We start from the raw sequence: 22,933 nt of genomic DNA, 5'->3' as shown, positions 1-22,933 counted from the left end.
GACCTCAACCCAATTGTCTAATGTGAGGAGCATTGCCCATGCATTCATCCCCTCGTCGTTTCGTGCTTGCCTCTGCCCTGGGCGTCATCCTGCTGGCCGGGCTGCCGCTGAAACAGGCCGTGTCCGATGACCTGCCCCAGGTGGTGAAGGATCACCCCCCCATACACGTCATCCACCCTGACGGGGTCGCCAGAAGCATCAGCCTGGCGCAGGTGCTGGACCACCATGGCTACCCATGCGGTCCGGCCACAGTCGGCTTTCTGGCCCTGCAATATGGTCTGGACCTGCTCTTTGGGGAGGATGAGATCGCTCGGGCCAACGATCTTCTGGTGCTGAGTCATGCCCCCATGGGCGGAGTGACCGATGCACTGGATCTGGTGCTGGTGAGCGAGAAGCCCGAGTCGCGCACGCCGCGACCGGCGGGGATGGAGCACGCCGTGGAGAGTTTCCGCATTCAGTTATTGCGCAAATCCACCATGCAGACCGTCACGGTTGCCCTGGACCCGCAACTCTGGCCCGAGGACTGGTTTGAGCTGCGAACCCTTCGTCGCGCCGGAGAAATGACGCCCGAGCTGGAGGCGCGGCGTCAGTCGCTGCAAGACGAGATGGTGGAGACCTTGCCCACCAAATCATTCGAAACGCTTTTTGGCACCCCGGACATCAATATGGTGATGACCTGGGGCGGGATCACGTCCGAGGAGGCCAGGTCCGCGGCGCAGCAGTAGCAGCCGCCATACCCACCCGCGGCACGTGGCTGCGGGTGGGGGGCTGTCAGGGGAAGACCACCGCCTGAAGCTGTCGACACCAGGTGGCCACGCGGGCATCGGTGAATTCGCTCTGGTTGTCTTCGTCCAGGGCCAGACCGCAGAAATGGTCGTCGATCACGGCCAGGGAGTGCTCAAAGTCGTAGTGTTCATCGATCGGCCAGTAACCGAGAATTCTTGCGCCGCGAGCCTGGGCCTTGTCATGCAGGATGCGCATGGCGTCCGCGAACACCTCAAGTCAAGGTGTTAGCACCGTGGGAGCCGTCCAGGGCGGCGAAAGGCGGAGCGCATGGAGCTGAAGCGCGGTGCCGAACGTCTTCGTGGGCAGGCCCGCTCCTGCATCAGCCCTGCTGCAGCGTTTTCTCCCACAGGCCTGTCCCTGTCTTTTGTACGCAGGTATTGGTTTACCAGAGAGATTCCGTCCTATACTGCGGTCATGCCTCGCTTCTTCAACAATGCCGGACCCACGGTCCCTGCCGATCACTATGCCATTGACCCCTTGAGTCGCATCGACTGGGAGGATCTGCAGGCGCTGATCGAGCAGAAGCGGTATTTCGTGCTCCATGCCCCGCGCCAGACGGGCAAGACCACCACGCTGCTGGCGATGATGCAGGTGATCAATGCTCAGGGTCGTTATGCCTGTGCCTATGCCAATATCGAGGGCGCCCAGGCGGCGCGTGGCGACTCGACGCTCGGCATCCAGGCAGCCTGCAGCGCCATTGCCCGATCCATCAACCACTATCTGGGCAACGACGCTCCGAGTCGCTGGCTGAGGGAGCATCAGGACAACAACGCCCAGGATCTGCTGACGCATTTGCTGGAAACATGGTCGCTTGGATGCGATCGCCCCACGGTACTGTTCCTGGACGAAGTGGACGCCTTGGTGGGCGACACCCTGATCTCGCTGCTGCGCCAGATCCGTGCCGGCTATCCGCAGCGACCGGATGCCTTCCCCCAGAGCATCGTGCTGTGTGGTGTGCGCGATGTACGGGATTACCGCCTGCACCAGGAAGGGGCTCAGGTGATCACTGGCGGCAGTGCCTTCAACATCAAGGCCGAGTCGCTGCGCATGGGCAACTTCACCGAAGAAGAGTGCCAGGCCCTGTGGCAGCAGCACACCGACGAGACGGGTCAGGCCTTTGATCCGACCATCTTCCAGGAGCTATGGGAAGACACCCACGGCCAGCCCTGGCTGGTGAATGCCCTGGGCTATGAACTCACCTGGCGCTTCAAACCGGCCCGCGACCGGACTCGTCCCTTGTCCCTGGAGGACTACCGGGCCGCCCGGGAGGCGCTGATCCAGTCCCGGGCCACGCATCTGGACCAGCTCACTGACAAGCTGCGCGAACCGCGTGTGCAGGGGGTGATGCGTGCCCTGCTGTCGGGTCAGGACGAGGATCTGCAGGGCATCAGTCCCGACGATCAGCAGTACGTGGAGGATCTGGGGCTGATCGAGACCCGGCCCCAGGTACGCATCAGCAATCGGATCTATCGGGAGGTGATCCCGAGGGATCTGACCTGGATCATGCAGACCCGCATCCCCAACCAGGAGCAGGAGTGGTACGTCACCTCAAAGGGGCACCTGGACATTCCGAAGTTGCTGCGTGCCTTCCAGCAGTTCTTCCGTGAACAGGCCGATGCCTGGCTGGAGCGCTTTGACTACAAGGAGGCGGGCCCGCAGTTGCTGATGCAGGCCTTTTTGCAGCGGATCGTCAATGGCGGTGGCCGCATCAGACGGGAATATGGCCTGGGCCGCAAGCGCACGGATCTGTTCATTGAATGGCCGACGGACCCGGCCAGGGGTTTTCATGGGCCGATGCAGCGCATTGTCATCGAGCTCAAGCTACAGCGTGGCGCCCTGGAAGGCGTCATCAGCCAGGGGCTGGTCCAGACGGTCGCCTATGCCAGCCAGGTGGGTGCTGACGAGGCCCACCTGGTGATCTTCAATCGCGATCCCGAGGTGACCTGGGAAGAGCGGATCTGGGAGACGGAGCGGACAATGGAAGAGCGTTGCATCCGGGTGTGGGGCGCTTGAGGGGGCAGTGATGCCCCATGGAACCTTCCTCTGTGGGAGCGGGCAGAGGATCGAAGGTACGGAACTGGCGCCCGTCGGCACAGCCGTCCATCCTTGGCGGTGATCAATAGAAATACCGCACTCCCACGTAGCCAAAGGGGCCTGGGTCGCTGCCCACTGCCGTGTCCACCCGTGTATCGAAGAGGTTCTCCACCCCACCGAAGATATCCACCGGTCCCAGGGCCGGAGGCATGTAGCTCACGCGCAGATCCGTCAGGGTGTACGGGTCCACCCGGGCCAGGGGCTCGCCTGGTGTATCGGTATAGCGCTGGGTGCCCGTGTGGCGCACCGCCAGGTTCAACTCCCAGGCTGCCGCGGGGCGCCAGTCCACCTCGATCCGGGCCTGAAGATCGGGCTCGAACTCCAGTTTCTCCCCCGCCTCTCGATTTTCGGTGTCCAGCAGGCCGGCAGAAGCACTCACTGTCCATGCCGGTGAGAAGCGGTAGCTTGTGCCCAGTTCCAGGCCGCGAATGCGGGCCTCGCTGATATTGCGGAAGGTGGTATAGGTGATGCCCCGCGGGGCCTCCACCGTGCGTTCGATGCGGTCGTCGATGGTGCTCTGGAACACGGCAATGTCATAACGCCAGCCTTGTCCCTGGCCACTGATGCCCACTTCGATGTTCTCGCTGCGCTCCGGATCCAGTTCGAAGGCCTCCTTGCCAAGGGCCGGATCGGTCACGGAGGCGCCGGCGAGTCGACCGCGGGGCGTCTCGCGGTTCAGGAAGGTTTCCGGCAGGTCGGCAATGCGGAAGCCCTCGGCGTAGTTGATGCGCAGGCGTGCCTGGGGATGGATGACGTACTGCAGCCCCATGCTGCCGCTGTTGGCTGATTTCGACTGGGAGGGGTCATCATGGCGAAGGCCATAAATGATCTCGGCATGAGGTGAAAGACGCCACTCGTGCTGAGCAAACAGGGAGCGGAACCAGTAATCCCGGCTCTCCTGGATGTTGTCCCGATTGAAGAAGGGGGCGGAGCGTTTTTCGTCGCGGTATTCCGCGCCGGCCAGCACCGTATGGGCCTCGGCGGGCCGCCAGGTGCCGGTCAGTTCATGACCATGCACGGTGACCTCGCCGGTGCCCGACACGGAGGCCGACGCCCCCTGCGACGTGTACCCCAGGTCATTCCAGATGGGCGACGTGATGGTCTCGTCCTTGTCATACCGTGAGCGGTGGCTGCGCCAGTCCAGTTGCAGGGTGTCGGTGGGTTCCAGTCGTCCCCGCAGGGCCACATCCAGACGGTCGTTCTCCCAATCGTTTTCCACCGGAGCATTGCGCACCGGGGCGGTCTGCCCGTTGGGCAGGGTGTAATTTGAGGGATGCATGTTGCCCACGAAGCGGGCATCCCGCGTCTCGCGCAGGTAGCTCACATCCATCCCCAGCTCCAGGCGCTCATGCAGACGCTGGGTGAGCCGACCACCCACGCTGAGCAGATCGGTGGGTTCCCGGTAGCTCACGTCCACCCGATAGGTGTCCGCCAGGTTGTTGCGCAGGAATGGAAAGCTGGACTCGGAAGGGGGTGCCGCCCCCGGTTGTCCACCCCCGCGAGGGACCATCACCCGGGCCGTGCCGGTTTCGGAGTATTCCCCTTGCCGGCTGGCATTGAACCAGGCGCTGAAGCCGGTATCGCCCCGTCGACCCCGGATGTCTCCCTGCACCTCGTAGCGCTTGGCATCCCCCGAGGCCGTGGCACCCACGCTGGTGCTGACCATCCCCTCCAGGCCATCCTGCGGCTGTTTGGTGATGATGTTGATGATGCCGCCCAGCGCATCGGAGCCGTAGAGTACCCCCATGGGGCCCTTGACCACCTCGATGCGCTCGATGCTGCCCGCCGGAATGCGGTCCAACTCGAACCCCATGCCGGCTTCCCCCGCCAGGCGCCGCCCGTCCACCAGTAGCAGGGTGCCCTTGGCGCCGGCGCCGCGGATGGAAATGTCGCCCCGACCCGGATTGATGAACACCCCCGGTGTATTGAGGAGGACATCCCGCAGGGTGACCGCCCCCTGCTTGCGGATCTCCTGCTCCGTGACCACCTCCATGGCCACCGGGCTCGCGTCCCGTGCGCGATCCGTACGGGTGGCCGAGGTGACGGTGACTTCCTCCAGCACCACGGCGGGTACATCGGCCAGAGCCAGGCCCGGCAGTGTGGAGAGCAGGGCGAGCATGGGTACTGGGCGCATGGGGAAACCTCCTTGCCTCGTGACGTGTAGGGTGATGATCTCTTGAGTAAAGATAAGTTATATCATAACTTTATGGAGGTGAGAATGTTCGAAAATACTGATCTGCATTCAGCGCTGACGGCGGAAAACTCGTCCGCCTGAGCGGATGGGAGGCGTGCCCCGCCCCGAGGGCGGGGTTCAGGCAGAGGCGGGATCTACCAGGCGGTGATGGCCGGCTGCATGGTCCGGAGGAGGCTGGGCCAGTCGTTCCAGGGGTGGGCTGAGGTGGCCTGATCATCGATGCTCATCAGCAGTCTGCCGTGACGGTCGTGACACTCGATGGCCAGGGTAAAACCCCGGTAGCCGGGTTTGCGAACGACCCAGACGGTCTCCACCGATTGCAGTTCCAGCCGTGCCCGGGCCGGCCCCTGCTCCATCTCCAGGACATTGGCGCGGACGTTGGCCTCGATGTGGTCGCTGGCGTGGCGTTGGGTGACGGCCCCGTTGGATACCGATACGCGCAGCGGTAGGTGTGTCTGTTCGTTGAGCGACTCGGCCAGCAGATGCAGGGCGTTCACGCCGGTACGCAGGGCGAACTCACGGCCCAGGGTTTCCAGCATTTGCGTTCGCGATAATTCGGGCAGGCCTGGTATGCACTCTGCGGGAAAGTCCGTGGGCAGTTGCCACCAGATCCGCAGGGATTCCCGATCCAGCCGGTCCAGTGGGTGGCTTTTGGGGTCTGCATGCCAATGGGGTGGGGTGGGGACATGGGTCTTCTGGCGTCCCTGATGAGGATCCATGAAGGGCTGGATCAGGGTGGGGTCGAGCCCCCGCGGCGATGCGGCCTGGAAGGTGAATATCCGCTCACCGAATTCGTTGAAGAAGCGCATGGATTGGGGGACCGATTGCCCGGAGGTTTCCCCGTCCATCACGAAGCCGCTGCGCCAGTGATCGAGATTGAGCGCCAGGGATTGGCGATAGCCGCGCAGGAACAGTGTATTTTCCCTGGTGCTGGCCTGATCCGCATTCAGCGGCTGATCCAGCTCAACGCCAGGCGCCGATGTGGTGCAGCGAAGCCAGGGATGCTTGCGCAGGTGATGGACAAGATTAAGCCAGTCCTGGCGCAGCCGATGCACCCTTCGGCCGCAGGCCAGCTCGAGTTGCTGGGATTCGGTCAGGCCCATATGGCGGCTGTCCAGGTAGGGGCGGGCCTGGGGCGAATGGAAGGTGGAAAGCCGGGCGTGGCGCTGGGGCAGAAACTCTGCTGCGTGCATGGGAACCTCCGAAGGGTGAATATGCGTGATTAATAATAATCATTCGCATTAAAAAGGCATAGTCCCATCGTGGTGTTTCCGACGAACGGATGCATCGGTTCAAAGGGAAAGGCCGTCCCGGTGATCAGGTGTCCGCGGCCATGGACTGGAGTACCTCAAAGCATTCCAGATGGGGCCCGGTGAGGTAGATATGGGAACGACTGCCGGCCGACCGATGGGCCTCGCGAAACGCATCAGACTGGGTCCAGGCCTCGAAATCCCCCAGGCTGGTCCAGAGGGTGTGGGTGGAATACAAGGTGTGGTCGTCGAATGATGCGCCCCGCAACACCTTGAACTCGATGAACCCGGGAACCCCTTTCAAACGGCTCTCGCGTCCCTCCCAGATCTCTTCGAATTCTGTTTCGTGACCGGGGCGTACCTTGAAGCGGTTCATGGCAATCATCATGGCGGTGTCTCCCGAAAGGATGGCTGGGGATGGCCGGCGTTGGCTTGCCGGCAGTGCTTCTTATCAAGAATAGTACTCATTACGATTCTCGCCAAGGGGTCTGTTTTCTTTTCGGCGACCCGCATCCATTTTTTTCAAGGGGGTATGAGTACAAGAGGCTTTCTGGTGATCGGTTGTCGGGTTGCAAATGAGAATGTAATGCATTAACTTTATTTCCTATCGGGTCCGATCCGTGGATCCGCCATCCTCCACTCAGCCCGCCGTCGACGTCATCGATCAGCCAGCCAGAGTGCGTCACATCTGCTTCCAATGTGCCGGTCGTCATCCATCGACCGTCAGGAGGTTCTCATGCGTGTACTCTCTTCATCGTCCGCCGAGCCCGCACCGATGGCTCGGACTCAAGCCGACCCGGAGCCTGCTGCCCGAGCCGAGCGCAGGACCCGTCATGACCTGGCCAGTCGCACCGGCCTGTCGGATGCCCGCCTGCTCATGCGAGAACTGGGTGATGGCCTGGTGCGCCTCAGGCCGAACTGGGATGAACTACTCCCGGCCCTGGAATCCCTGGGCACTGTGCGGGCCGTGACCCGTAACGCCCATGTCATCCATCAGAGCGTGGGCAGCCTTGGCCATGCGCACGTCCGCGAAGACATGGGTTGGCTGGTCGGCAGTGGCATGGACCTGCGACTGATGCTCGGCCGCTGGCATCACGCCCTGGCCGTGGTTGCGCGGGATAACCCGATGGCGGAACGCGGGGTGTATTTCTTTGATGCCGACGGCAGTCAGGTTCATGGCGTGGAGCTCACTTCCGAATCCAGTCAGGGGGTTTTCGCCGCGCTGGTGACGCGTTTTCGCGGGCCGCGGCTGACGCCGGAATTCCTGTCCTGTGCGCCTGTCGTGCAGTCGCCCGCCCGACGCATTCCCCTGGTGGACATCGTGGATCTCAGGGTTCGCTGGGATGCCATGGGTGAACCGGGTGACTTTTCGGACCTGCTGGTGCATTTCGGCATGACGCGGCTCAACGCCCTGCGGTTGGCGGGTCCGGGCCGAGCCTTCTCCGTGGGGGTGGAGTCCGGATGCACCCTGCTGGAATACATCCGGGATGAGGCCTTGTCGGTGGAAGTGCATGTGGCCAGCGTTGGTGCCGTGCAGATCCATCACGGCTATGTGGGGAGCTTCCGCGAGGCCGACGATTGGTGGCGGATCAGGAATCCCCGGTTCAGTCTGGATCTGCGCCGTGCCGGGCTCGCCGAGGTGTGGGTGGTCCGTCGCCCAACGCATCGTGGCCCGGTGCATTCCCTGGAGTGGTATGGTTTCGATGGCAGCCTGTTGATGCAGATCTTTGGCCATCGGTCCACGGGGGGTGTCGAGGATGCACGATGGCGGCATCTGCTGGGCTCTTTGGAAGGCGATCGAACCGACTGAGAACCCGGGGCTTGCGCGAACTGATGAAGCACCCGGCTTGGCGTTCAAGGCACGCCATGTCATGATGACGGGGTACGGATCCTGAGCGATCTGCCCGAATCAACCGTACGTCACTCCAGCCAGCCGCCGCCAGCCAAGTGACGCAATCCCGGAGTAATGGGTGCGTGACCTTGATGCCTGGACCTTCCCCTCTGCGCGCAAGCGCTCCTGAGTGGCCACCGTGCCTGTTGGCAGGTGCGCCATGATTCAGCTTGATGACGTGCGTGCCGTGCTCGACGATGTGCGGATCGCCCATCACGTGCGTGGGCGCGTGCGACTGAAACTTGTCCGCGACCCTCAGCTCCAGAAGTCCCCGTCCGGGGCCTTGATCGAAATACTTCAGGTTCTGCTGGCATCACTGCCCGGGGTGCGCGATGTGCGTATCAACCTGCTGGCCCGTTCCTGCGTGGTGGACTATGACCCGGAGACCATTCCGCCCGTGCGCGTCGGCGGCTCGCGCGTGCCGAAGCCGCCAAGGTGGCCGATGGCGATTCCGTGATCGATGCCGATGCTGAAAAGCCTGACGGGCGCGCCTCTTGAAGCCGGGCAATCGACGCTTGAGGCGCCTGCCGCCGCCCATGCCAGGCCCCTTGCCACCCCCCCCCCGCGACGGCAATCCTTTCGTTCGTGGCCTGGTGGTGGGGGGCTACCTGGCTGCCTTGTCTGGCCTTCGGTGCCGGAGCCGCCTGGGTGCTCAGTGACGAGGAGACCCGTCGCAAGCTGATGAAGGCCGGAGTCGACCTCTATTCGGGCGTGGCTGGCGGCGTTGAAGAACTCAAGGAGCAGATGGCCGACATCAAGGCAGAACTGGACGCCGAGCGTCACGGGGACGACTGATGAACGAAATCTGGTTCAGCGGCGTTGAACCCGTGCACGCCATCCGCGGGTGGGGCTGGATGACTACCGGGCGGGGCTCATGCCCGAGGATAAGGCGCTGGCCCTGAAGAACCTGGCGGAAGAGGGTGCCCGCATCGCCTTTGTGGGCGATGGCATCAACGATGCCCCGGCCCTGTCGGGGGCCCATGTGGGCATGGCCATGCATCATGGGGCGGATGTGGCGCGCCTGGCGGCGGACATCACGCTGCTGGAGGATGATATCGCCCGGGTGGCCGATGCCAAGGCCCTGGCCCTGGCCACGCGTGGGCTGGTGGACAGCAATTTCAAGCTTACCGTGGGGTTGAATACGGGCATTCTCTCCGCGGCCGCCTTCGGGTTGCTCAATCCGGTGGCGGCCTCGGCGCTGCACAATGGCAGCACCATCGGCATTCTGTTGCGTGCCCTGGCCGGCGCCGGCTTGCCGCGGGGGCAGGCCGCTCGGGCAGCCTGAGCTTGCCAGGAATCACCGAGATGTGCCTTTTTGTGTTTGTTTTATTGAATGATTATTACTCACTCTCATGCATCACGCCGGGTGAGGCACACCCAATGATGAACGATACGATCCAAGCCCCTCGCCCCTGCGGGGAGACGGGTTGGTGTGAGGGGCGAGGGCTGGCACAGTGCCGCCCTTACCCCCTCATCCCCGGCCCTTCTCCCCGAGGGGGAGAAGGGAGTGTTTGTCGCTGAGACTTGCTTGTTTCACAGCAAAAGGGAGCAAATTCATGTCATTGAGATGTCGTTGGCCCGTGATCATTGCGCTGCCGTTCATGCTGGCGGGCTGCTGGGGCCCGGAAACGGGGGAGCCGGCACCGGTTTATGAAGATGGCACCTACCGGGGTGGTTTCTTCGACCGTGACCAGATATAGGTGGGGGTGCAACTCACCCTGGAAAACAACCGTGTGACCGCCGCCAGCTTCCGCCAACTGGCCTATGGGGATACGAATTACCGGCTGGCCGAGGAGGGATTGCCCCTGGGGAGTGCGGACCAGTGAGGTCATCCCGGAGTTGTACTCACCCGGGGAGGTGGTGACGGAAAACGCGGAAGTGGACGGTTTCACGTCGGCCACCATCCGTTCGTCCAAGGTGATTTCAGCCATACGGGATGCCCTGAACCGCGGCGTGTACAGCTACTGAGCAGGGGCGGGTGGTGCCCCTGTCCCCGGGTTCGGCACCACCTGCCTTCCCAGAGTGAGGGAAAGGGCTGCGCTTGCGGATTGCGCTGAAGTGGTTATGCTGGCGTAACCATGAATGTCGTGCTCGACACCTCTGTACTCGTTGCGGCCATGCGTTCGCAGCAGGGCGCCAGCCACCAATTGTTGCGCCATCTGCCTTCGCCGCATTTTACCCCGGCGCTCTCCGTGGCACTCTATATGGAGTGGCAGTCCGTGCTGACCCGACCGGAACATCGCCCCCCAGGCATCAGCGATGCTCAGATGCTGGGTTTTCTGCGCTATCTGGCTTCGCTGTCTCGCCTGCAGGATGTCCACTATCTCTGGCGCCCCTTTTTGCGCGATCCCAACGATGACATGGTGCTCGAATGCGCGGTCGCCTCCCGCAGTTGTTTCATCGTCACGCATAACATCAAAGACTTCCGGCGTTCGCAGGAACTGGGCGTAGAAGCCATCAGGCCCAGCCATTTCCTTAAGCATCTGGAGACACTCCCATGACCGCCCTGACCATCCGCCTGCCCGACTCCGTACATGCGCGAATCAAGGAACTCGCCGCTCGCGACGGCGTGTCCGTCAACCAGTTCATTGCCAGCGCGGCTGCCGAAAAAATGGCCAGCGTGATGACTCTGGACTACCTGCGCGCAGAAGCCGCTCAAGGCCAACGCGCAGACTTCCTGGCCGTGCTTGACCGGACTCCAGACGCGCCGCCTCTGCCCGGCGACGAACGCGTTTAAACCCGGAAAGCGCGTTCGTTCCTCCACGATCGTTTGGCCATACGGGATGCCCTGAACCGCGGCGTATACAGCTACTGAGCAGGGGCGGGTGGTGGCCCGGCCCTCGGGTTCGGCACCACCCGTCAGCTCCCTTGATCGCTGATCATTCTTCCCAGCGTGAGCCCGTTTCCTCGGGCGTGGGCGAGGGCGCGGCCTCAAAGGGTGTGAGGCTCAGGAAGGCGTCCAGATGTCTCCCCGCCAGTTCCTCGTGGCCGTGGCATGGCTGCCTTCCCGCAGTTGCCCGATGATCTGGCCCGGTTCCGGGCGGGATGCCTCCACTGCCCGTAACAGATAGGGCAGGACCGCGCCCAGCAGGATGCCAGGGAGCACCATCGCCGTGGCCGACACGGCGGACAGGTATTCCCGCCAGCCAGCCCCGGCCCCCACGTAGTTGAGCCCGTCGGTGGCGGCATGAAAGGCCCAGGGCGAGGCCGCAATCACGACGGCCGACAGGAGCAACAGCACGCCAAGCACACCGTGGGGGGCAGACGCTGGATGCGGGCCAAGGCGTTGGCCATCAGTGATCCAAGGGACAGGGCGACCAGGAAAGACACCAGCACGATGGCGTAGGTGTAAACGGAATTCTGCAGGACCTGGGCAAACAGTCTTGTCCAGAGCACCTCCACGCCCAGGGTGGCCAGACCCGAGGCAAAGGCGATCAACCCCACCATGCGCGGCGGCAAAGCCGGCCGCCAGGGCACCCACGGCGGAACTGAAGGTGTTGAGGGAATACAGGGCCGTGCCGGTGGTGGACAGTCGTCCCACCACGCGGACCATGAACTGCCCCATCATGGGCAGGGTGCCCCCCATCAGGAAGGCAGGCGGGAACAGGATCACCGCAGCCAGACCCGCCTTGAGGGCTTGGTCGGCCACTGGATGGTCTCCGGCCAGGGCGTAGAGCGCCGGGTACAGGCTGTGGTATAGGTCGGTGAGGAAGAAATGGCCCAGGGCGGTCAGGGCAACGGCCACCTCCAGGGCACCGAAGGTGGCCAGGGCCGATCTCACCCGAGGCGCCATGCGTCCCCAGGGCCAGCCGCCCACGGCCAGCCCGGCAAAGAACACCGCGGCGATGGCCCAGCGAAGCGGTGTCGACACCATGGGGAATTCCGGGCCAGTTAATGATAATCAATCTCTTATGGTATTAGATAACCTGCTCGAGTTGAAGTGGACAGGTTTCATTGGTTCACATCCGCCACCCGCGTACACTGCAGATGACCGCCCGACCTTGCGTGAGCCCCAGCCGAATGCGGTGCGGGCGTCTTGCCAGGGCCTGTCCTTCGGATCGAATCAGGGGCATCGAATGAGCCACGCCAAACCCAACCTGCCCACGAAGATCTGTGTGGTCTGCGGCCGCCCGTTTGCCTGGCGGCGCAAGTGGGTCCGCGTCTGGGATGAGGTGCGCTATTGTTCCGAGCGCTGTCGTCGGCAACGGGGATCGGTCGGTGCGGGCAGGGGGCCGGCATGACCACCTTGCGTCTGGTGCTCGGTGATCAACTCAACGCATCGCACCCCTGGTTTCGCCAACCGGAAGACGGTTGCGTTGTGGTGATGATGGAGATCCGCAGCGAGACCGACTACGTGGTCCATCACGCGCAGAAGGTGCTGGCCATCTTCGCGGCCATGCGCCGCTTCGCCGAGGCCCTGCAGGCTGCCGGCCACCGTGTTCACTACCTGCGTATTGGCGACCCCGGGAATCGGCAAGGCTTCGCCGCCAATCTCCAGTGGCTGGCTGCACATTACCAGGCGACCCGGTTCGAGCGCATGGAGGCCGATGAATGGCGCGTGGAACGGCTGCTTGATGAGGCCTCAGCCCGGCTCGGTCTGCCCACCACGGTGGTGGATGCGGCGCATTTTCTTTCCGAGCGGGGTGCACTGGCCCAGGTCTTCAGCGAGCGGGTGCCACGCCTGGAGTATTTCTATCGTGACATGCGCCGCTGCCATGGCATATTGCTGGATGACCACCAGAAGCCGGTGGGTGGGCGCTGGAACTTCGACGCCGACAACCGGGCCCGCTGGCCGGGGGAACCTCCTGCCCCGGACTGGCCATGGACACCCACGGATGTCTCGGCACTTTGGCAGGAGATCGTTGCCGCCGGAGTGCGCACCCTGGGGGAGCCTGGTGCCGATGCGCTGGGCTGGCCGTTGACCCGATCCCAGGCGCGCGCGGGGTTGCAGGTGTTCATCAAACAGGCCTTGCCGCATTTTGGTCGTTTTCAGGATGCGATGAGTACCCGGGAGCCGTTGCTGTTCCATTCGGGGCTTTCTTTCGCCCTCAATACCAAGATGCTGCATCCACGGGAGGTGATCGATGCGGCGCTGGAGGCCTTTGAGGCAGGCGCGGTGGATATCGCTGCCTGCGAGGGATTTGTGCGCCAGATCCTCGGTTGGCGCGAATACGTGCGGGGCGTCTACTGGGGGCGCATGCCGGACTATGCGCAGACCAACGCCCTGGATGCCCGCCGGCCCTTGCCCCGCTGGTACTGGACCGGCGAGACCGACATGGTCTGTCTGCGTCATGCCATTGGGCAGTCCCTGCGCCTGGCCTATGCACACCACATCCAGCGGCTGATGATCACCGGCAACTTCGCGTTGCTCGCGGGGTGTGACCCGGACGCGGTGGATGCCTGGTATCTGGGGATCTACATCGATGCCTTCGAATGGGTGGAGATGCCCAATACCCGCGGCATGAGCCAGTACGCCGACGGCGGCCTGGTGGCGAGCAAACCCTATGCCGCCTCTGCCAGCTACATCAAGCGCCAATCCGACTACTGCAAGGGCTGCCGGTACGCGGCGACCCGCCGCCATGGCCCCGATGCCTGCCCATTCAATGCGCTCTACTGGGATTTCATGCTCCGCCACGAGGCAGACTTTGCCGCGAACCCGCGCATGGCCATGCCCTACCGCGCCTGGCAGCGCATGGACGAGTCCGAGCGCGATGCCACGCTGACCCATGCCCGTTACTTGCTTGAGTGGCTGGACACGTTATGAGCGCTGAGTGGCTATGCAATGCGGGATGACCACGGCGAGGATCTGCTCGTGCTGACGCGGGCCTTGTCGACTTTGGCGATCACTGAGGACTGCTTTGATCGTCTGTTCGCGGCGGACCCGCTAGAGGTTGGCGCCGGTGAGCGCGGCACCCCTTGCGCTCCGCTTACAGCCCCTTCCACAGGCCAGACTGCTCCCAATCTTGTGCCCAGGCAATGATCCGGCTGGCCTCCATGGGCTTGGCAATGCCAAACCCCTGTACGATCGGGCATCCCATTTTCATCAGGACACGCGCCTGGTTCTCCGTTTCCACCCCTTCGGCTATCGCTTCCAACTGGAACGAGATGGCGAGGCTGACCACGCTCTCCACAATGCTGAAATCTTCAGGATTTTGCAGCATGGTGCCGACAAAGCTCTTATCGAGCTTCAACGTGTCCAGGGCCAGGCGCCGCAGATGCACCAGCGATGAATAGCCGGTCCCGAAGTCATCCAGAGCAAATCGCACGCCCAGGTTGCGGCAGTCACGCATGGCCTGTGCCGCGCGTTGCCAGTCCTCCACGGCGGCGCTTTCCAGGATTTCAATTTCCAGGTCACCCGGAGCCAGGCGAGGATACTCCTGAAGCTTTTCCTCCAGACGCCGGGCGAATCCAGGCTGCAGCAGATGCGTCGCCGATACGTTGATGCTGACGGGGATGCTCTTTCCCAGGCCCCGCCAGGTATCCATCTGACGCAAAGCCTCGGCCAGCACCCAGTCACCCAGCTGGAATTCCAGGTCCGTCCCGGCGGTCTGCGGCAGGAAGGCGTCAGGGGGCAGGAGTCCCCTGTCCGGGTGGTACCATCGGATAAGGGCTTCGGCACCCCTGACCCAGCCGCTTTTGAGATCCACCTTGGGTTGGTAGAACAATGCGAACTCTTCCTGCTCAATGCCTCGCAGGATGCGCTGACGTTCATCACGAAGTGCTTGAGCTGCCTGAGTCTGCGAAACATCAAATACGGAGAAGGTCCCTCTGCCTGTCTGTTTGGCTGCACACATGGCCTGATGGGAGTGTCGTAGCATGGTGTCTGCATCGTCTCCCTGGCTGGAGAGCACAACCCCCATGCTGGCCGTCAGGCCCAGACGCTGGAGTTCATCATCCAGCGTCTGGGGCAGGCTGGATTGCATTTTTTGCGTGAGGCATCGGATCTGGTCAATCCCGGGCTGTAGTTGAGCCACGACAACGAACTCGTCTCCACCGAGGCGGGCGACCATGTCGCCCTTGCGAAGGCAGGATTTCAACTGCTCCGCCACCTTGCGCAGGATTCGATCCCCTGCTTCGTGGCCAACACGTTCGTTGACCTGAATGAAATCATCCAGGTCCAGGGTGATCACTGCCAGGTGGAGTCCCTCTCGCTGGCAGTGAGCCAGTGAGCGGTTCAGGTGTTCCATCAGTAGATGGCGGTTGGCCAGTCCCGTCAATGGATCGTAATGGGCGAGAAAGGCGATACGCTCCTCGGTACGCCTTTTGTCGGTCAGGTCACTGAGGACAGCCACATAGTCCATTTGACCATCCTCCCCGGGTACCTGGCTGATGGTGGTCCACTGGGGATACTCTTCGCCATTTCTGCGTCGATTCCAGATTTCTCCCTGCCAGGTACCGGCGTGAATGATGTCTCGCCACATGGCCTGGTAGAAATCCGGTGTATGTCGGCCCGACTGGAGCAGGCGAGGGTTGTGCCCGAGGACCTCCGTGGCGGTATAACCGGTAATCTGCGTGAACGCCCGGTTCACGGATAGGATGCTGGCTTGCGAGTCGGTGATGATGATGCCTTCCTGAGCGTTATCCATCGCCCTGGCTATACGGGCCAGATCGCGCGTTCGGGATTCCAGTTCAGCCTGGGCACGTTTGACGGGTGTCAGGTCCGTGTGTGCTCCCAGCATTCTCACCGGTCGCCCTTGATCATCCCGAATGGCCATGCCCCGACAGCGAATCCAGAGCGTCGAGCCATCGCGGTGCGTGTAGCGGATAATCTGATCAAAGGGGTGTTCGGGGTTGGCAAAATGCTCTTCAAGCGCTTGATGGACGACCTTCAGATCTTCCGGGTCTACCAGGGATTGCCACTCCCGGGCCAGCGGCTGTTTGGTGGCTGGATCCTGCCCCAGCATGGTCCAGAAGCCATCGCTCATCCATTCATGATCCGGGCGTTCAATATCCCAGAACCAGATGCCGTCCAGCGTGGCTTTCTGAAGAAAATCAAAGCTCCGAGCATCCTTGCGGATGAGTTCGTAGAGTTCCTGTTTCAGGTAATGGTCAGGCACGTCCATGCCTGTCATTCCCCGCTCGTGTCCAAGGGTTGAGATGGGCGGCTCTCGGAGACGGTGATTGCAGGCTCAGAAACTGAACGGAATGGGCTATCATCTTGCGTCAGTGCCCCGAAAACTTGGGTTTGTTTTTCAAGCGAGGTTCTCTTGTCCAGGGTGATACCCAGTCCGACCGTTGATTTCACCCATCAGAACCACCGGTTCAGGTTGGATGCGGAGGGCGTACAGCAGTTCGAACACCATCGAGAGGAACTCATTCGCTTCTCCAGCCATCGTATCACGGCTCGGTTTCCTGAATTCTACGCCGACGGCGGGGCGTTCGGATCAGACCGATGCCGTGAAGAGTTGACCTTTTTACTGGAGTTTATCCGTCCGGCACTGGTTTTTGGCATCCATGAACCCCTGGAAGACTGCCTGCAGTGGCTATCGTCCCTCCTGCTCCGGCGAGGTTTGTCGACTGGCGTTGTCTTTCATGCCTTACAGGAAATGGAGGGTTGCCTGTCGCGCTATCTTTGCGCGGACAATCGGGCGAGGATGAGCGAACTTTTCGCCCATGCTGCTCGTGTTCTGGAGAATGCCAATACCTCGGGTGTTGTTGAAGCACCCAAAGTGACCGTGGATCCGGTCGCCGATCAGGTCATGCAGGCACTGATTGCTGGCGACCGCCGCACCGCCACAGCACTCCTGGAAGAGGCGATGGACAGGGGCGATACCCTGATCGAGGCTGAGCATGAGTTGTTGCAACCGGCTCTGTATGAGGTTGGCAAGGAGTGGCATGCCAATCGCCTCACGGTAGCCGAGGAGCATCTGGCCAGCTCCATCGCACAGGATGTGATGGCTCAACTGCTGCTCAGCCGCCCCTCATCCACCTCGAACGGGATGCGGTCATTGTTTGCGGCCCCTCCCGGCAATCGGCATGTCATTGGTTTGCGGATGATTGCAGATGCGTTTGAGATGTCGGGCTGGTCCGTGCAGTTTCTGGGAGCGGATGTGCCTCGAAACTCCCTGTTGGGGCAAGTTCGCCGATTCGACCCCCATCTTGTGGGGCTCACGGTCTCGTTGCCTCGTCATCTCTGGGCCGTGCGTGAATTGATTGAGGAGATTCGCCAACACCAGGTGGGGCTGCAACCCCTGATCCTGGTGGGTGGTAACCTGATCAACAGGGTGCCTTCACTGGCCATGGTCATCGGTGCGGATCTCTGGGCCGCCAACGCCCGTGATGCCCTGAAATTGGTGGGCGATGTCCAGGTATGGGGTGCTGAGCACCGGTCTTGAATCATCCTGATGAGCCACGCCAATTCTGCGGGAGCGGGATGACCTGGCCCAGGCGTTCAGAGAACGGGTGCCGCGCATGGAGTATTTCTCTCGTGTGCCCTCAATTTGAGCCCGCGGCGGATGCCTGTTAACTTTATACGGTTATCTTCAGACTTCAGCAGGTGACCCGGGGCCTCGACGGCCCATCCATCGGGTTGAAACGGGAAGCCGGTGACATCGCTCAGACGATCACTCCGGCGCTGCCCCCGCAACGGTAAGTGGTGAACGTGGACCCCTCAGGCCACTGTGAGACCCCGTCCCCAGGGGCGGATCTCATGGGAAGGCAGATCCCCACGACGACAATCCACCACAAGCCCGGAGACCGGCCTGTTGAAGACCAGGTGCCGCGGGGTGCGGCGTGCCGGGTGGAGCCGGACCGCTCTTTGCCCCTCTCCTCCGTGGCACGTGCCGCCCCTGTGGTGTATCCATCCCATCGATGCGCGGGCGGCGCGCGAGCGAGTGCTTTCATGACATCAAGATCAAAAATCCCTGCCACCATCGTCACGGGCTTTCTGGGCAGTGGCAAGACCACCCTGCTGCGCCACCTCCTGGAGAATGCCCAGGGGCGGCGCATTGCCGTGATCGTCAACGAGTTTGGCGAACTGGGCATGGACGGCGAGATCCTCAAGGGCTGCGGCATTGGCTGCGACGAGACGGGGGAAGATGTCGGCACCCTCTACGAGCTGGCCAATGGCTGTCTGTGCTGTACCGTCCAGGAGGCCTTTTATCCGGTGATGAAGGCCCTGATGGAACGGCGGGACGAGATCGATCACATCCTCATCGAGACCTCCGGCCTGGCCCTGCCCAAGCCCCTGGTACAGGCCTTCAACTGGCCGGAGATCAAGACCGGTTGCACCGTGGATGCGGTGGTCACCGTGGTGGATGTGCCGGCCACGGCCCAGGGGCAGTTCGCCGCCAACCCCGAGGCGGTGGATCGGCAGCGCCGCTCCGACCCGAATCTGGACCACGACTCCCCCCTTCATGAGCTCTTTGAAGATCAGTTGTCCGCGGCGGATCTGGTGGTGCTGAGCAAGACCGATCGGGTGGACGCGGCGGCGGTGGAACAGGTCACAAAACTGGTGCGCGCCGAGATCCCGCCCCAGGTGAAAGTCCTCTCCAGTGACCATGGAAGGGTGGATCCCCTGCTCATGATGGGCCTGGGCAGTGCCTCCGAAGAGCATATCCACCTGCGCGCTGGGCATCATGACCACGCCCATGGCGAGGGTGATGATCACCACGATCATGACCACGACCAGTTCGACTCCCTGGTGATCACGCTGCCGCAGGTGGACCGCGACAGGCTGCTGGAACAACTGCAGCAACTGGTGCGTGATCACCGCATCTTCCGCGTGAAGGGTTTCGCGGCCTTGCCCGAGAAGCGCATGCGTCTTGTGGTTCACGGGGTGGGGAGTCGTTTCGACAGCTACTTTGACCGGCCCTGGAGAACAGAGGAAGAACGCAGCACCCGTCTGGTGGTGATCGGCCAGGATTTGTCGGCCGATGCCCTGGAGCAGGCCCTGCAACCAGCAGCCCTGACAGCGACTGCCTGATGCACCTGCTGGCGGCACAACCCGGCGGGTTCGTTGACGACGACTCGGTGATCACGCGTCTGGATCAGGCGCCTGCCGATATCGTCATCCTCAGTGCCGCGGACACCACCCTGGCCCTGCTGGCGGCCCAATGCCCGCAGGCCCGGTCGCGCTCATCCGGGGAGGAGGCCGGGTACCCTTCGGTCCGTCTGGCCAATCTGCTGCATCTGGGGCAACCGGCTTCGGTGGACCTGTACCTGGACGAGGTGCTGCAAAAGGCCCGGGTGATCATCATTGATCATCTGGGCGGAGAGTCCTACTGGCCCTATGGCACGGAGCAGGTGTGGGCCTTGTGCCGACGCCAGGGTATCCCGCTGGTGATGTTTTCCGGGGACAACACCGAGGATGGCAACCTGCTCATGAAGAGCACAGTGGAGCCAGATGTTTGCCGTACCCTGTGGCGCTATCTGCGCGAGGGCGGGCCTGCCAACATCCGTGCCTTTTACGATTATCTGGGCGCCACCTTTTTTGATCTGCCCCTTGAGCCCCCGCCGCCCCGGCCGCTGCCCCACATCGGTGTCTATCACCCTGAACAGGATGTGGGCACGGTGGCGGCCTGGCAGGCCCGCTGGCAGGCGGGGGCGCCGGTGGTGGCCGTCCTGTTTTATCGCTCGCACCTGCAGGCGGGCAACACCGCCGTGTTCGATGCCCTCTGTCAGGCCCTGCTGAGCCGGGGTCTCAACCCCTTGCCCATGGCCCTGGTCTCCCTGAAGGACCCGCTCTGCCTGGAGATGGTGCGTCGCCTGTGCCGGGAACAGGGCGTGGCGCTGATCATGAATGCCACCGCCTTCTCCCGGGCCCAGGGTATGGATGGCGAGCAGGCCCTGGCAGATGATCGGCCCGTGCTGCAGGTGATCCTCTCGGGGGGCAACGAGGACAACTGGCAGCAGGATGTGCATGGGTTGCAACCCCGGGACATCGCCATGCAGGTGGCCCTGCCGGAGATGGATGGCCATGTGATTTCGCGGGCGGTGAGCTTCAAGGGGCTCGAACGACGCTGCCCGCACACCCAGACCGATGTGGTGCACTATCAGCCCCATGCCGAGCGGATCGCGTTCGTGGCCACCCTGGCCGAGCGCTGGTGCCGGCTGCGCACCACCCCCAATGGAGACAAGCGCCTGGCGCTGATCCTGGCCAACTATCCCACCCGGGAGGGTCGCCTGGGTAACGGCGTGGGGCTGGATACCCCGGCATCCGTCATCGGTATCCTGCGGCGCCTGAAGGGGGAGGGCTACGCCGTGGACGCTATCCCCGATGACGGCGATGCCCTGATGCGCCGACTCTGCGAAGGCGTGACCAACGACCCCCAGCAGTTGGCCCAGCGTCCCGCCTGGCAAAGCCTGTCCATGGCCGACTACCAGCGGTATTTCGATGCGTTGCCTGAGTCCAGTCGCGAGGCGGTACTGGCACGCTGGGGCGAGCCGGAGCAGGACCCCATGGTGCGCCAGCAACGATTCATGATCGCCGGGTTGCGTTGTGGTGGTGTGTTCGTGGGCATCCAGCCCGCCCGCGGTTATCACCTGGACATGATGGCCAATTATCACGATCCGGATCTGGTGCCCCCGCATTACTACCTGGCCTTCTACGCCTGGCTACGTCTGCAGTTTGGCTGTGATGCCATCATCCACGTGGGCAAGCACGGTAACCTGGAGTGGTTGCCGGGCAAGAGCGTCGCCCTGAGTGAAACCTGCTGGCCGGACCTGATCTTCGGCCCCATGCCGCATCTGTATCCCTTCATCGTCAACGACCCGGGGGAGGGCACCCAGGCCAAGCGCCGTGCCCAGGCGGTGATCATTGATCACCTGATGCCGCCGCTGACGCGGGCCGAGAACTACGGGCCGACCCGCGATCTTGAGCGCCAGGTGGACGAATACTACGAGGCCCTGATGCTGGATCGCCGCCGCGCCGGGGTGCTCCGTAAAAACATCCTGGACAGCATCGTCGCCCAGGACCTGCATCGGGATCTGGGGCTGGAGACGCCGGCGACCGAGGAGGAAGAGCAATTGCTGCTCAACCGCACCGACGCCTATCTGTGTGAGCTCAAGGAAAGCCAGATCCGCGATGGTCTGCACATCTTCGGAGAATCTCCCGAGGGGCGCCAGGAGCGCGACACCCTGCTGGCCCTGGCTCGCTACCCCATGGGTGACGGGCGCGACGGCAACGACAGCCTGATCCGGGCCCTGGCCCGTGACCTGGATCTGGGCGCGGGATTCGATCCCCTGGATGCCACCTGGGCCGATCCCTGGACAGGCCCCCGGCCCCACATGCTGCAAACCGCCGTGACCGACGAACCCTGGCGTCATCACGGCGATACCCGCGAACGGCTGGAAACCCTGGCGCAGTCCATCCTGGAAAACGGCCTGCCGGATGCGCAGGCCGCCTGGCACCAAACCCGCCCGGTGCTGGACCGCATCCACACGCGCCTGCGACCGGATCTGCGCGCCTGCGGCCAGCGGGAGCTAGGGGGGCTGTGTGACGGGCTTGAAGGATGCTTCGTGCCGCCCGGGCCCAGCGGTGCGCCCTCCCGGGGGCGTCCGGATGTGCTGCCCACCGGGCGCAACTTCTTCTCGGTGGATGCCCGCGCCATCCCCACCGCTACCAGCTGGACCCTGGGGATGAAATCAGCGGCGCTGTTGGTGGAGAAGTACATGCAGGAGCATGGGGACTATCCCCGTGCCATTGGCCTGTCCGTCTGGGGCACGGCCACCATGCGCACCGGGGGTGATGACCTGGCCCAGGCCTTTGCCCTGATCGGTGTGCGACCGCGCTGGTCCGCCGGCAGTCATCGGGTGACCGACTTCGAGATCCTGCCCCTGTCGGTGCTGGACCGCCCCCGCATCGATGTTACCTTGCGAGTCTCGGGTTTTTTCCGGGATGCCTTTGCCCATGTGATGCGGCTGTTCGACGCCGCCGTGCAGGCGGTGGCAGCGCAGGATGAGCCGGAAGACATGAACCCGATCCGCGCCCGCATCCACCGGGAGGCCGCGGCACTGGTCGCTCAGGGCATGGAGGCTGACACAGCCCGTCGGCAGGCGGGATTCCGGGTCTTTGGAGCCCAGCCCGGGGCCTACGGCGCCGGCATGCAGGGGCTGATCGATTTCCGCCACTGGCAGGAGGATGCGGACCTGGCCCAGGCCTATCTCAACTGGGGGGCCTATGCCTACGGCCAGCAGGACCACGGCACCCGCGTGCCCCAGGTGCTTACCCGGCGATTGTCGGGGATCGATCTGGTGGTACAGAATCAGGATAACCGGGAACATGACCTGCTGGATTCGGACGACTATTACCAGTTTCAGGGAGGCATGACGGCGGCGGTGCGCCACTTCAGTGGTCGTCAACCCGAGATCTACCATGGCGATCACAGCCATCCCCAGGCCCCGCGCATGCACACCCTGGAGTGGGAGATCAGCCGGGTGATCCGCTCCCGGGTCACCAACCCCAAGTGGATTGAGGGGGTCAAGCGACACGGTTACAAGGGGGCGTCGGAGATGGCCGCCACCGTGGAATATCTGTTCGCCTATGATGCCACGGCCCGGGTGGTGCGGGATGATCAGTACGCCCGCGTCACCGATGCCTACATCAACGACCCCGACACCCGCGGCTTCATACAGGCCCACAACCCGGCCGCCCTGCACGAGATGTGCGAACGCCTGCTGGAGGCCATGCAGCGAGGCCTGTGGGAGCACCCTGGCAACTATCGCCAGCAGCTGGAACACCACCTGCTGCAGACCGAAGAACACCTGGAAGGCTGATCT

21 protein-coding genes and 1 riboswitch are annotated in these 22,933 nt (G+C 63.1%); of the genes, 15 read left to right on the top strand and 6 right to left on the bottom strand.

Features of this window, described 5'->3' with window-relative positions; all coding sequences use genetic code 11:
• The first annotated feature begins 38 nt into the window (after positions 1-38).
• On the top strand, positions 39-725 hold the full coding sequence (locus tag BMY52_RS12965) for a hypothetical protein (RefSeq protein ID WP_090255089.1): 687 nt from the start codon (positions 39-41) through the stop codon (positions 723-725).
• A gap of 46 nt (positions 726-771) precedes the next feature.
• Here BMY52_RS12965 and BMY52_RS12960 read toward each other — a convergent pair whose 3' ends face one another.
• Positions 772-981 (bottom strand): NADPH-dependent FMN reductase family protein, encoded by a 210-nt coding sequence (locus tag BMY52_RS12960; RefSeq protein ID WP_090255087.1) that lies wholly within the window; start codon positions 979-981, stop codon positions 772-774.
• A 72-nt stretch (positions 982-1,053) separates the two neighbouring features.
• Between BMY52_RS12960 and BMY52_RS12955 the strand changes: the two genes are divergently transcribed.
• Positions 1,054-2,799, top strand: coding sequence for a P-loop NTPase family protein (locus BMY52_RS12955; RefSeq protein ID WP_218140436.1), 1,746 nt, complete (start codon positions 1,054-1,056; stop codon positions 2,797-2,799).
• Positions 2,800-2,902: 103 nt separating this feature from the next.
• Here BMY52_RS12955 and BMY52_RS12950 read toward each other — a convergent pair whose 3' ends face one another.
• The 3 genes from BMY52_RS12950 to hmuQ all read right to left on the bottom strand — a co-directional run bounded on the left by BMY52_RS12950 (position 2,903) and on the right by hmuQ (position 6,712).
• On the bottom strand, positions 2,903-5,014 hold the full coding sequence (locus tag BMY52_RS12950) for a TonB-dependent receptor plug domain-containing protein (RefSeq protein WP_090255082.1): 2,112 nt from the start codon (positions 5,012-5,014) through the stop codon (positions 2,903-2,905).
• A gap of 194 nt (positions 5,015-5,208) precedes the next feature.
• On the bottom strand, positions 5,209-6,267 hold the full coding sequence (locus BMY52_RS12945) for a ChuX/HutX family heme-like substrate-binding protein (RefSeq protein WP_025282395.1): 1,059 nt from the start codon (positions 6,265-6,267) through the stop codon (positions 5,209-5,211).
• Between the two features lie 124 nt (positions 6,268-6,391).
• Positions 6,392-6,712, bottom strand: coding sequence for a heme-degrading protein HmuQ (gene hmuQ, locus BMY52_RS12940; protein WP_090255080.1), 321 nt, complete (start codon positions 6,710-6,712; stop codon positions 6,392-6,394).
• Positions 6,713-7,060: 348 nt separating this feature from the next.
• Between hmuQ and BMY52_RS12935 the strand changes: the two genes are divergently transcribed.
• The 8 genes from BMY52_RS12935 to BMY52_RS12910 all read left to right on the top strand — a co-directional run bounded on the left by BMY52_RS12935 (position 7,061) and on the right by BMY52_RS12910 (position 10,952).
• The gene (locus BMY52_RS12935; protein ID WP_177169969.1) at positions 7,061-8,134 is read left to right on the top strand and encodes a ChuX/HutX family heme-like substrate-binding protein; all 1,074 of its coding nucleotides are present in this window, start codon (positions 7,061-7,063) and stop codon (positions 8,132-8,134) included.
• A 241-nt stretch (positions 8,135-8,375) separates the two neighbouring features.
• A complete protein-coding gene (locus BMY52_RS12930) occupies positions 8,376-8,672 on the top strand; it encodes a heavy-metal-associated domain-containing protein (RefSeq protein ID WP_090255076.1) in 297 nt (98 codons plus the stop codon).
• 128 nt (positions 8,673-8,800) lie between these two features.
• Positions 8,801-9,010 (top strand): hypothetical protein, encoded by a 210-nt coding sequence (locus BMY52_RS12925; RefSeq protein WP_090255074.1) that lies wholly within the window; start codon positions 8,801-8,803, stop codon positions 9,008-9,010.
• A 49-nt stretch (positions 9,011-9,059) separates the two neighbouring features.
• On the top strand, positions 9,060-9,500 hold the full coding sequence (locus BMY52_RS12920; RefSeq protein ID WP_281244091.1) for an HAD family hydrolase: 441 nt from the start codon (positions 9,060-9,062) through the stop codon (positions 9,498-9,500).
• Positions 9,501-9,771: 271 nt separating this feature from the next.
• The gene (locus BMY52_RS15450) at positions 9,772-9,915 is read left to right on the top strand and encodes a hypothetical protein (RefSeq protein WP_177169968.1); all 144 of its coding nucleotides are present in this window, start codon (positions 9,772-9,774) and stop codon (positions 9,913-9,915) included.
• Between the two features lie 112 nt (positions 9,916-10,027).
• Complete coding sequence (locus BMY52_RS15225) at positions 10,028-10,183, top strand: FMN-binding protein (RefSeq protein ID WP_177169967.1); 156 nt, start codon at positions 10,028-10,030, stop codon at positions 10,181-10,183.
• Between the two features lie 110 nt (positions 10,184-10,293).
• Positions 10,294-10,716, top strand: coding sequence for a putative toxin-antitoxin system toxin component, PIN family (locus tag BMY52_RS12915; protein WP_090255072.1), 423 nt, complete (start codon positions 10,294-10,296; stop codon positions 10,714-10,716).
• Positions 10,713-10,952 (top strand): YlcI/YnfO family protein, encoded by a 240-nt coding sequence (locus BMY52_RS12910; protein WP_090255070.1) that lies wholly within the window; start codon positions 10,713-10,715, stop codon positions 10,950-10,952. The genes BMY52_RS12915 and BMY52_RS12910 overlap by 4 nt, the downstream gene beginning before the upstream one ends.
• A 210-nt stretch (positions 10,953-11,162) precedes the next feature.
• Here BMY52_RS12910 and BMY52_RS12905 read toward each other — a convergent pair whose 3' ends face one another.
• Positions 11,163-12,089, bottom strand: a complete 927-nt coding sequence (locus tag BMY52_RS12905; RefSeq protein ID WP_090255068.1) for a fused MFS transporter/spermidine synthase family protein — start codon at positions 12,087-12,089, stop codon at positions 11,163-11,165.
• On the opposite strand from BMY52_RS12905, the gene BMY52_RS15955 reads away from it, so the two are divergent.
• On the top strand, positions 12,007-12,456 hold the full coding sequence (locus BMY52_RS15955) for a DUF2256 domain-containing protein (RefSeq protein ID WP_342707710.1): 450 nt from the start codon (positions 12,007-12,009) through the stop codon (positions 12,454-12,456). The genes BMY52_RS12905 and BMY52_RS15955 overlap by 83 nt on opposite strands.
• On the top strand, positions 12,453-13,979 hold the full coding sequence (locus BMY52_RS12895; RefSeq protein ID WP_090255064.1) for a cryptochrome/photolyase family protein: 1,527 nt from the start codon (positions 12,453-12,455) through the stop codon (positions 13,977-13,979). The genes BMY52_RS15955 and BMY52_RS12895 overlap by 4 nt, the downstream gene beginning before the upstream one ends.
• Positions 13,980-14,142: 163 nt before the next feature.
• On the opposite strand, the gene BMY52_RS12890 is transcribed toward BMY52_RS12895, so the two are convergent.
• Positions 14,143-16,278, bottom strand: coding sequence for a putative bifunctional diguanylate cyclase/phosphodiesterase (locus BMY52_RS12890; protein ID WP_177169966.1), 2,136 nt, complete (start codon positions 16,276-16,278; stop codon positions 14,143-14,145).
• Positions 16,279-16,431: 153 nt separating this feature from the next.
• Here BMY52_RS12890 and BMY52_RS12885 point away from each other — a divergent pair, with 153 nt between their 5' ends.
• From BMY52_RS12885 to cobN, 3 genes are all read left to right on the top strand, one after another.
• On the top strand, positions 16,432-17,550 hold the full coding sequence (locus tag BMY52_RS12885; RefSeq protein ID WP_245740875.1) for a cobalamin B12-binding domain-containing protein: 1,119 nt from the start codon (positions 16,432-16,434) through the stop codon (positions 17,548-17,550).
• Positions 17,551-17,692: 142 nt separating this feature from the next.
• A riboswitch (cobalamin riboswitch) is annotated at positions 17,693-17,934 on the top strand.
• A gap of 122 nt (positions 17,935-18,056) precedes the next feature.
• Complete coding sequence (gene cobW / locus BMY52_RS12880) at positions 18,057-19,139, top strand: cobalamin biosynthesis protein CobW (RefSeq protein WP_090255058.1); 1,083 nt, start codon at positions 18,057-18,059, stop codon at positions 19,137-19,139.
• Positions 19,139-22,930 (top strand): cobaltochelatase subunit CobN, encoded by a 3,792-nt coding sequence (gene cobN, locus BMY52_RS12875; protein WP_090255056.1) that lies wholly within the window; start codon positions 19,139-19,141, stop codon positions 22,928-22,930. The genes cobW and cobN overlap by 1 nt, the downstream gene beginning before the upstream one ends.
• Positions 22,931-22,933: the final 3 nt, after the last annotated feature.

The sequence above is a fragment of the Ectothiorhodospira marina genome, assembly GCF_900109495.1.
GTDB lineage: Bacteria > Pseudomonadota > Gammaproteobacteria > Ectothiorhodospirales > Ectothiorhodospiraceae > Ectothiorhodospira > Ectothiorhodospira marina.
The sequence above is the reverse complement of the archived record's forward strand: the minus strand, read 5'-3'. Positions and strand labels throughout refer to the sequence as shown.

Coding starts and splice junctions, on each gene's coding strand:
- BMY52_RS12965 (WP_090255089.1), top strand. CDS start 39: ATGCATTCATCCCCTCGTCGTTTCGTGCTTGCCTCTGCCCTGGGCGTC.
- BMY52_RS12960 (WP_090255087.1), bottom strand. CDS start 981: ATGCGCATCCTGCATGACAAGGCCCAGGCTCGCGGCGCAAGAATTCTC.
- BMY52_RS12955 (WP_218140436.1), top strand. CDS start 1,054: ATGGAGCTGAAGCGCGGTGCCGAACGTCTTCGTGGGCAGGCCCGCTCC.
- BMY52_RS12950 (WP_090255082.1), bottom strand. CDS start 5,014: ATGCGCCCAGTACCCATGCTCGCCCTGCTCTCCACACTGCCGGGCCTG.
- BMY52_RS12945 (WP_025282395.1), bottom strand. CDS start 6,267: ATGCACGCAGCAGAGTTTCTGCCCCAGCGCCACGCCCGGCTTTCCACC.
- hmuQ (WP_090255080.1), bottom strand. CDS start 6,712: ATGATGATTGCCATGAACCGCTTCAAGGTACGCCCCGGTCACGAAACA.
- BMY52_RS12935 (WP_177169969.1), top strand. CDS start 7,061: ATGCGTGTACTCTCTTCATCGTCCGCCGAGCCCGCACCGATGGCTCGG.
- BMY52_RS12930 (WP_090255076.1), top strand. CDS start 8,376: ATGATTCAGCTTGATGACGTGCGTGCCGTGCTCGACGATGTGCGGATC.
- BMY52_RS15450 (WP_177169968.1), top strand. CDS start 9,772: ATGTCATTGAGATGTCGTTGGCCCGTGATCATTGCGCTGCCGTTCATG.
- BMY52_RS12915 (WP_090255072.1), top strand. CDS start 10,294: ATGAATGTCGTGCTCGACACCTCTGTACTCGTTGCGGCCATGCGTTCG.
- BMY52_RS12910 (WP_090255070.1), top strand. CDS start 10,713: ATGACCGCCCTGACCATCCGCCTGCCCGACTCCGTACATGCGCGAATC.
- BMY52_RS15955 (WP_342707710.1), top strand. CDS start 12,007: ATGCGTCCCCAGGGCCAGCCGCCCACGGCCAGCCCGGCAAAGAACACC.
- BMY52_RS12905 (WP_090255068.1), bottom strand. CDS start 12,089: ATGGTGTCGACACCGCTTCGCTGGGCCATCGCCGCGGTGTTCTTTGCC.
- BMY52_RS12895 (WP_090255064.1), top strand. CDS start 12,453: ATGACCACCTTGCGTCTGGTGCTCGGTGATCAACTCAACGCATCGCAC.
- BMY52_RS12890 (WP_177169966.1), bottom strand. CDS start 16,278: ATGGACGTGCCTGACCATTACCTGAAACAGGAACTCTACGAACTCATC.
- cobW (WP_090255058.1), top strand. CDS start 18,057: ATGACATCAAGATCAAAAATCCCTGCCACCATCGTCACGGGCTTTCTG.
- cobN (WP_090255056.1), top strand. CDS start 19,139: ATGCACCTGCTGGCGGCACAACCCGGCGGGTTCGTTGACGACGACTCG.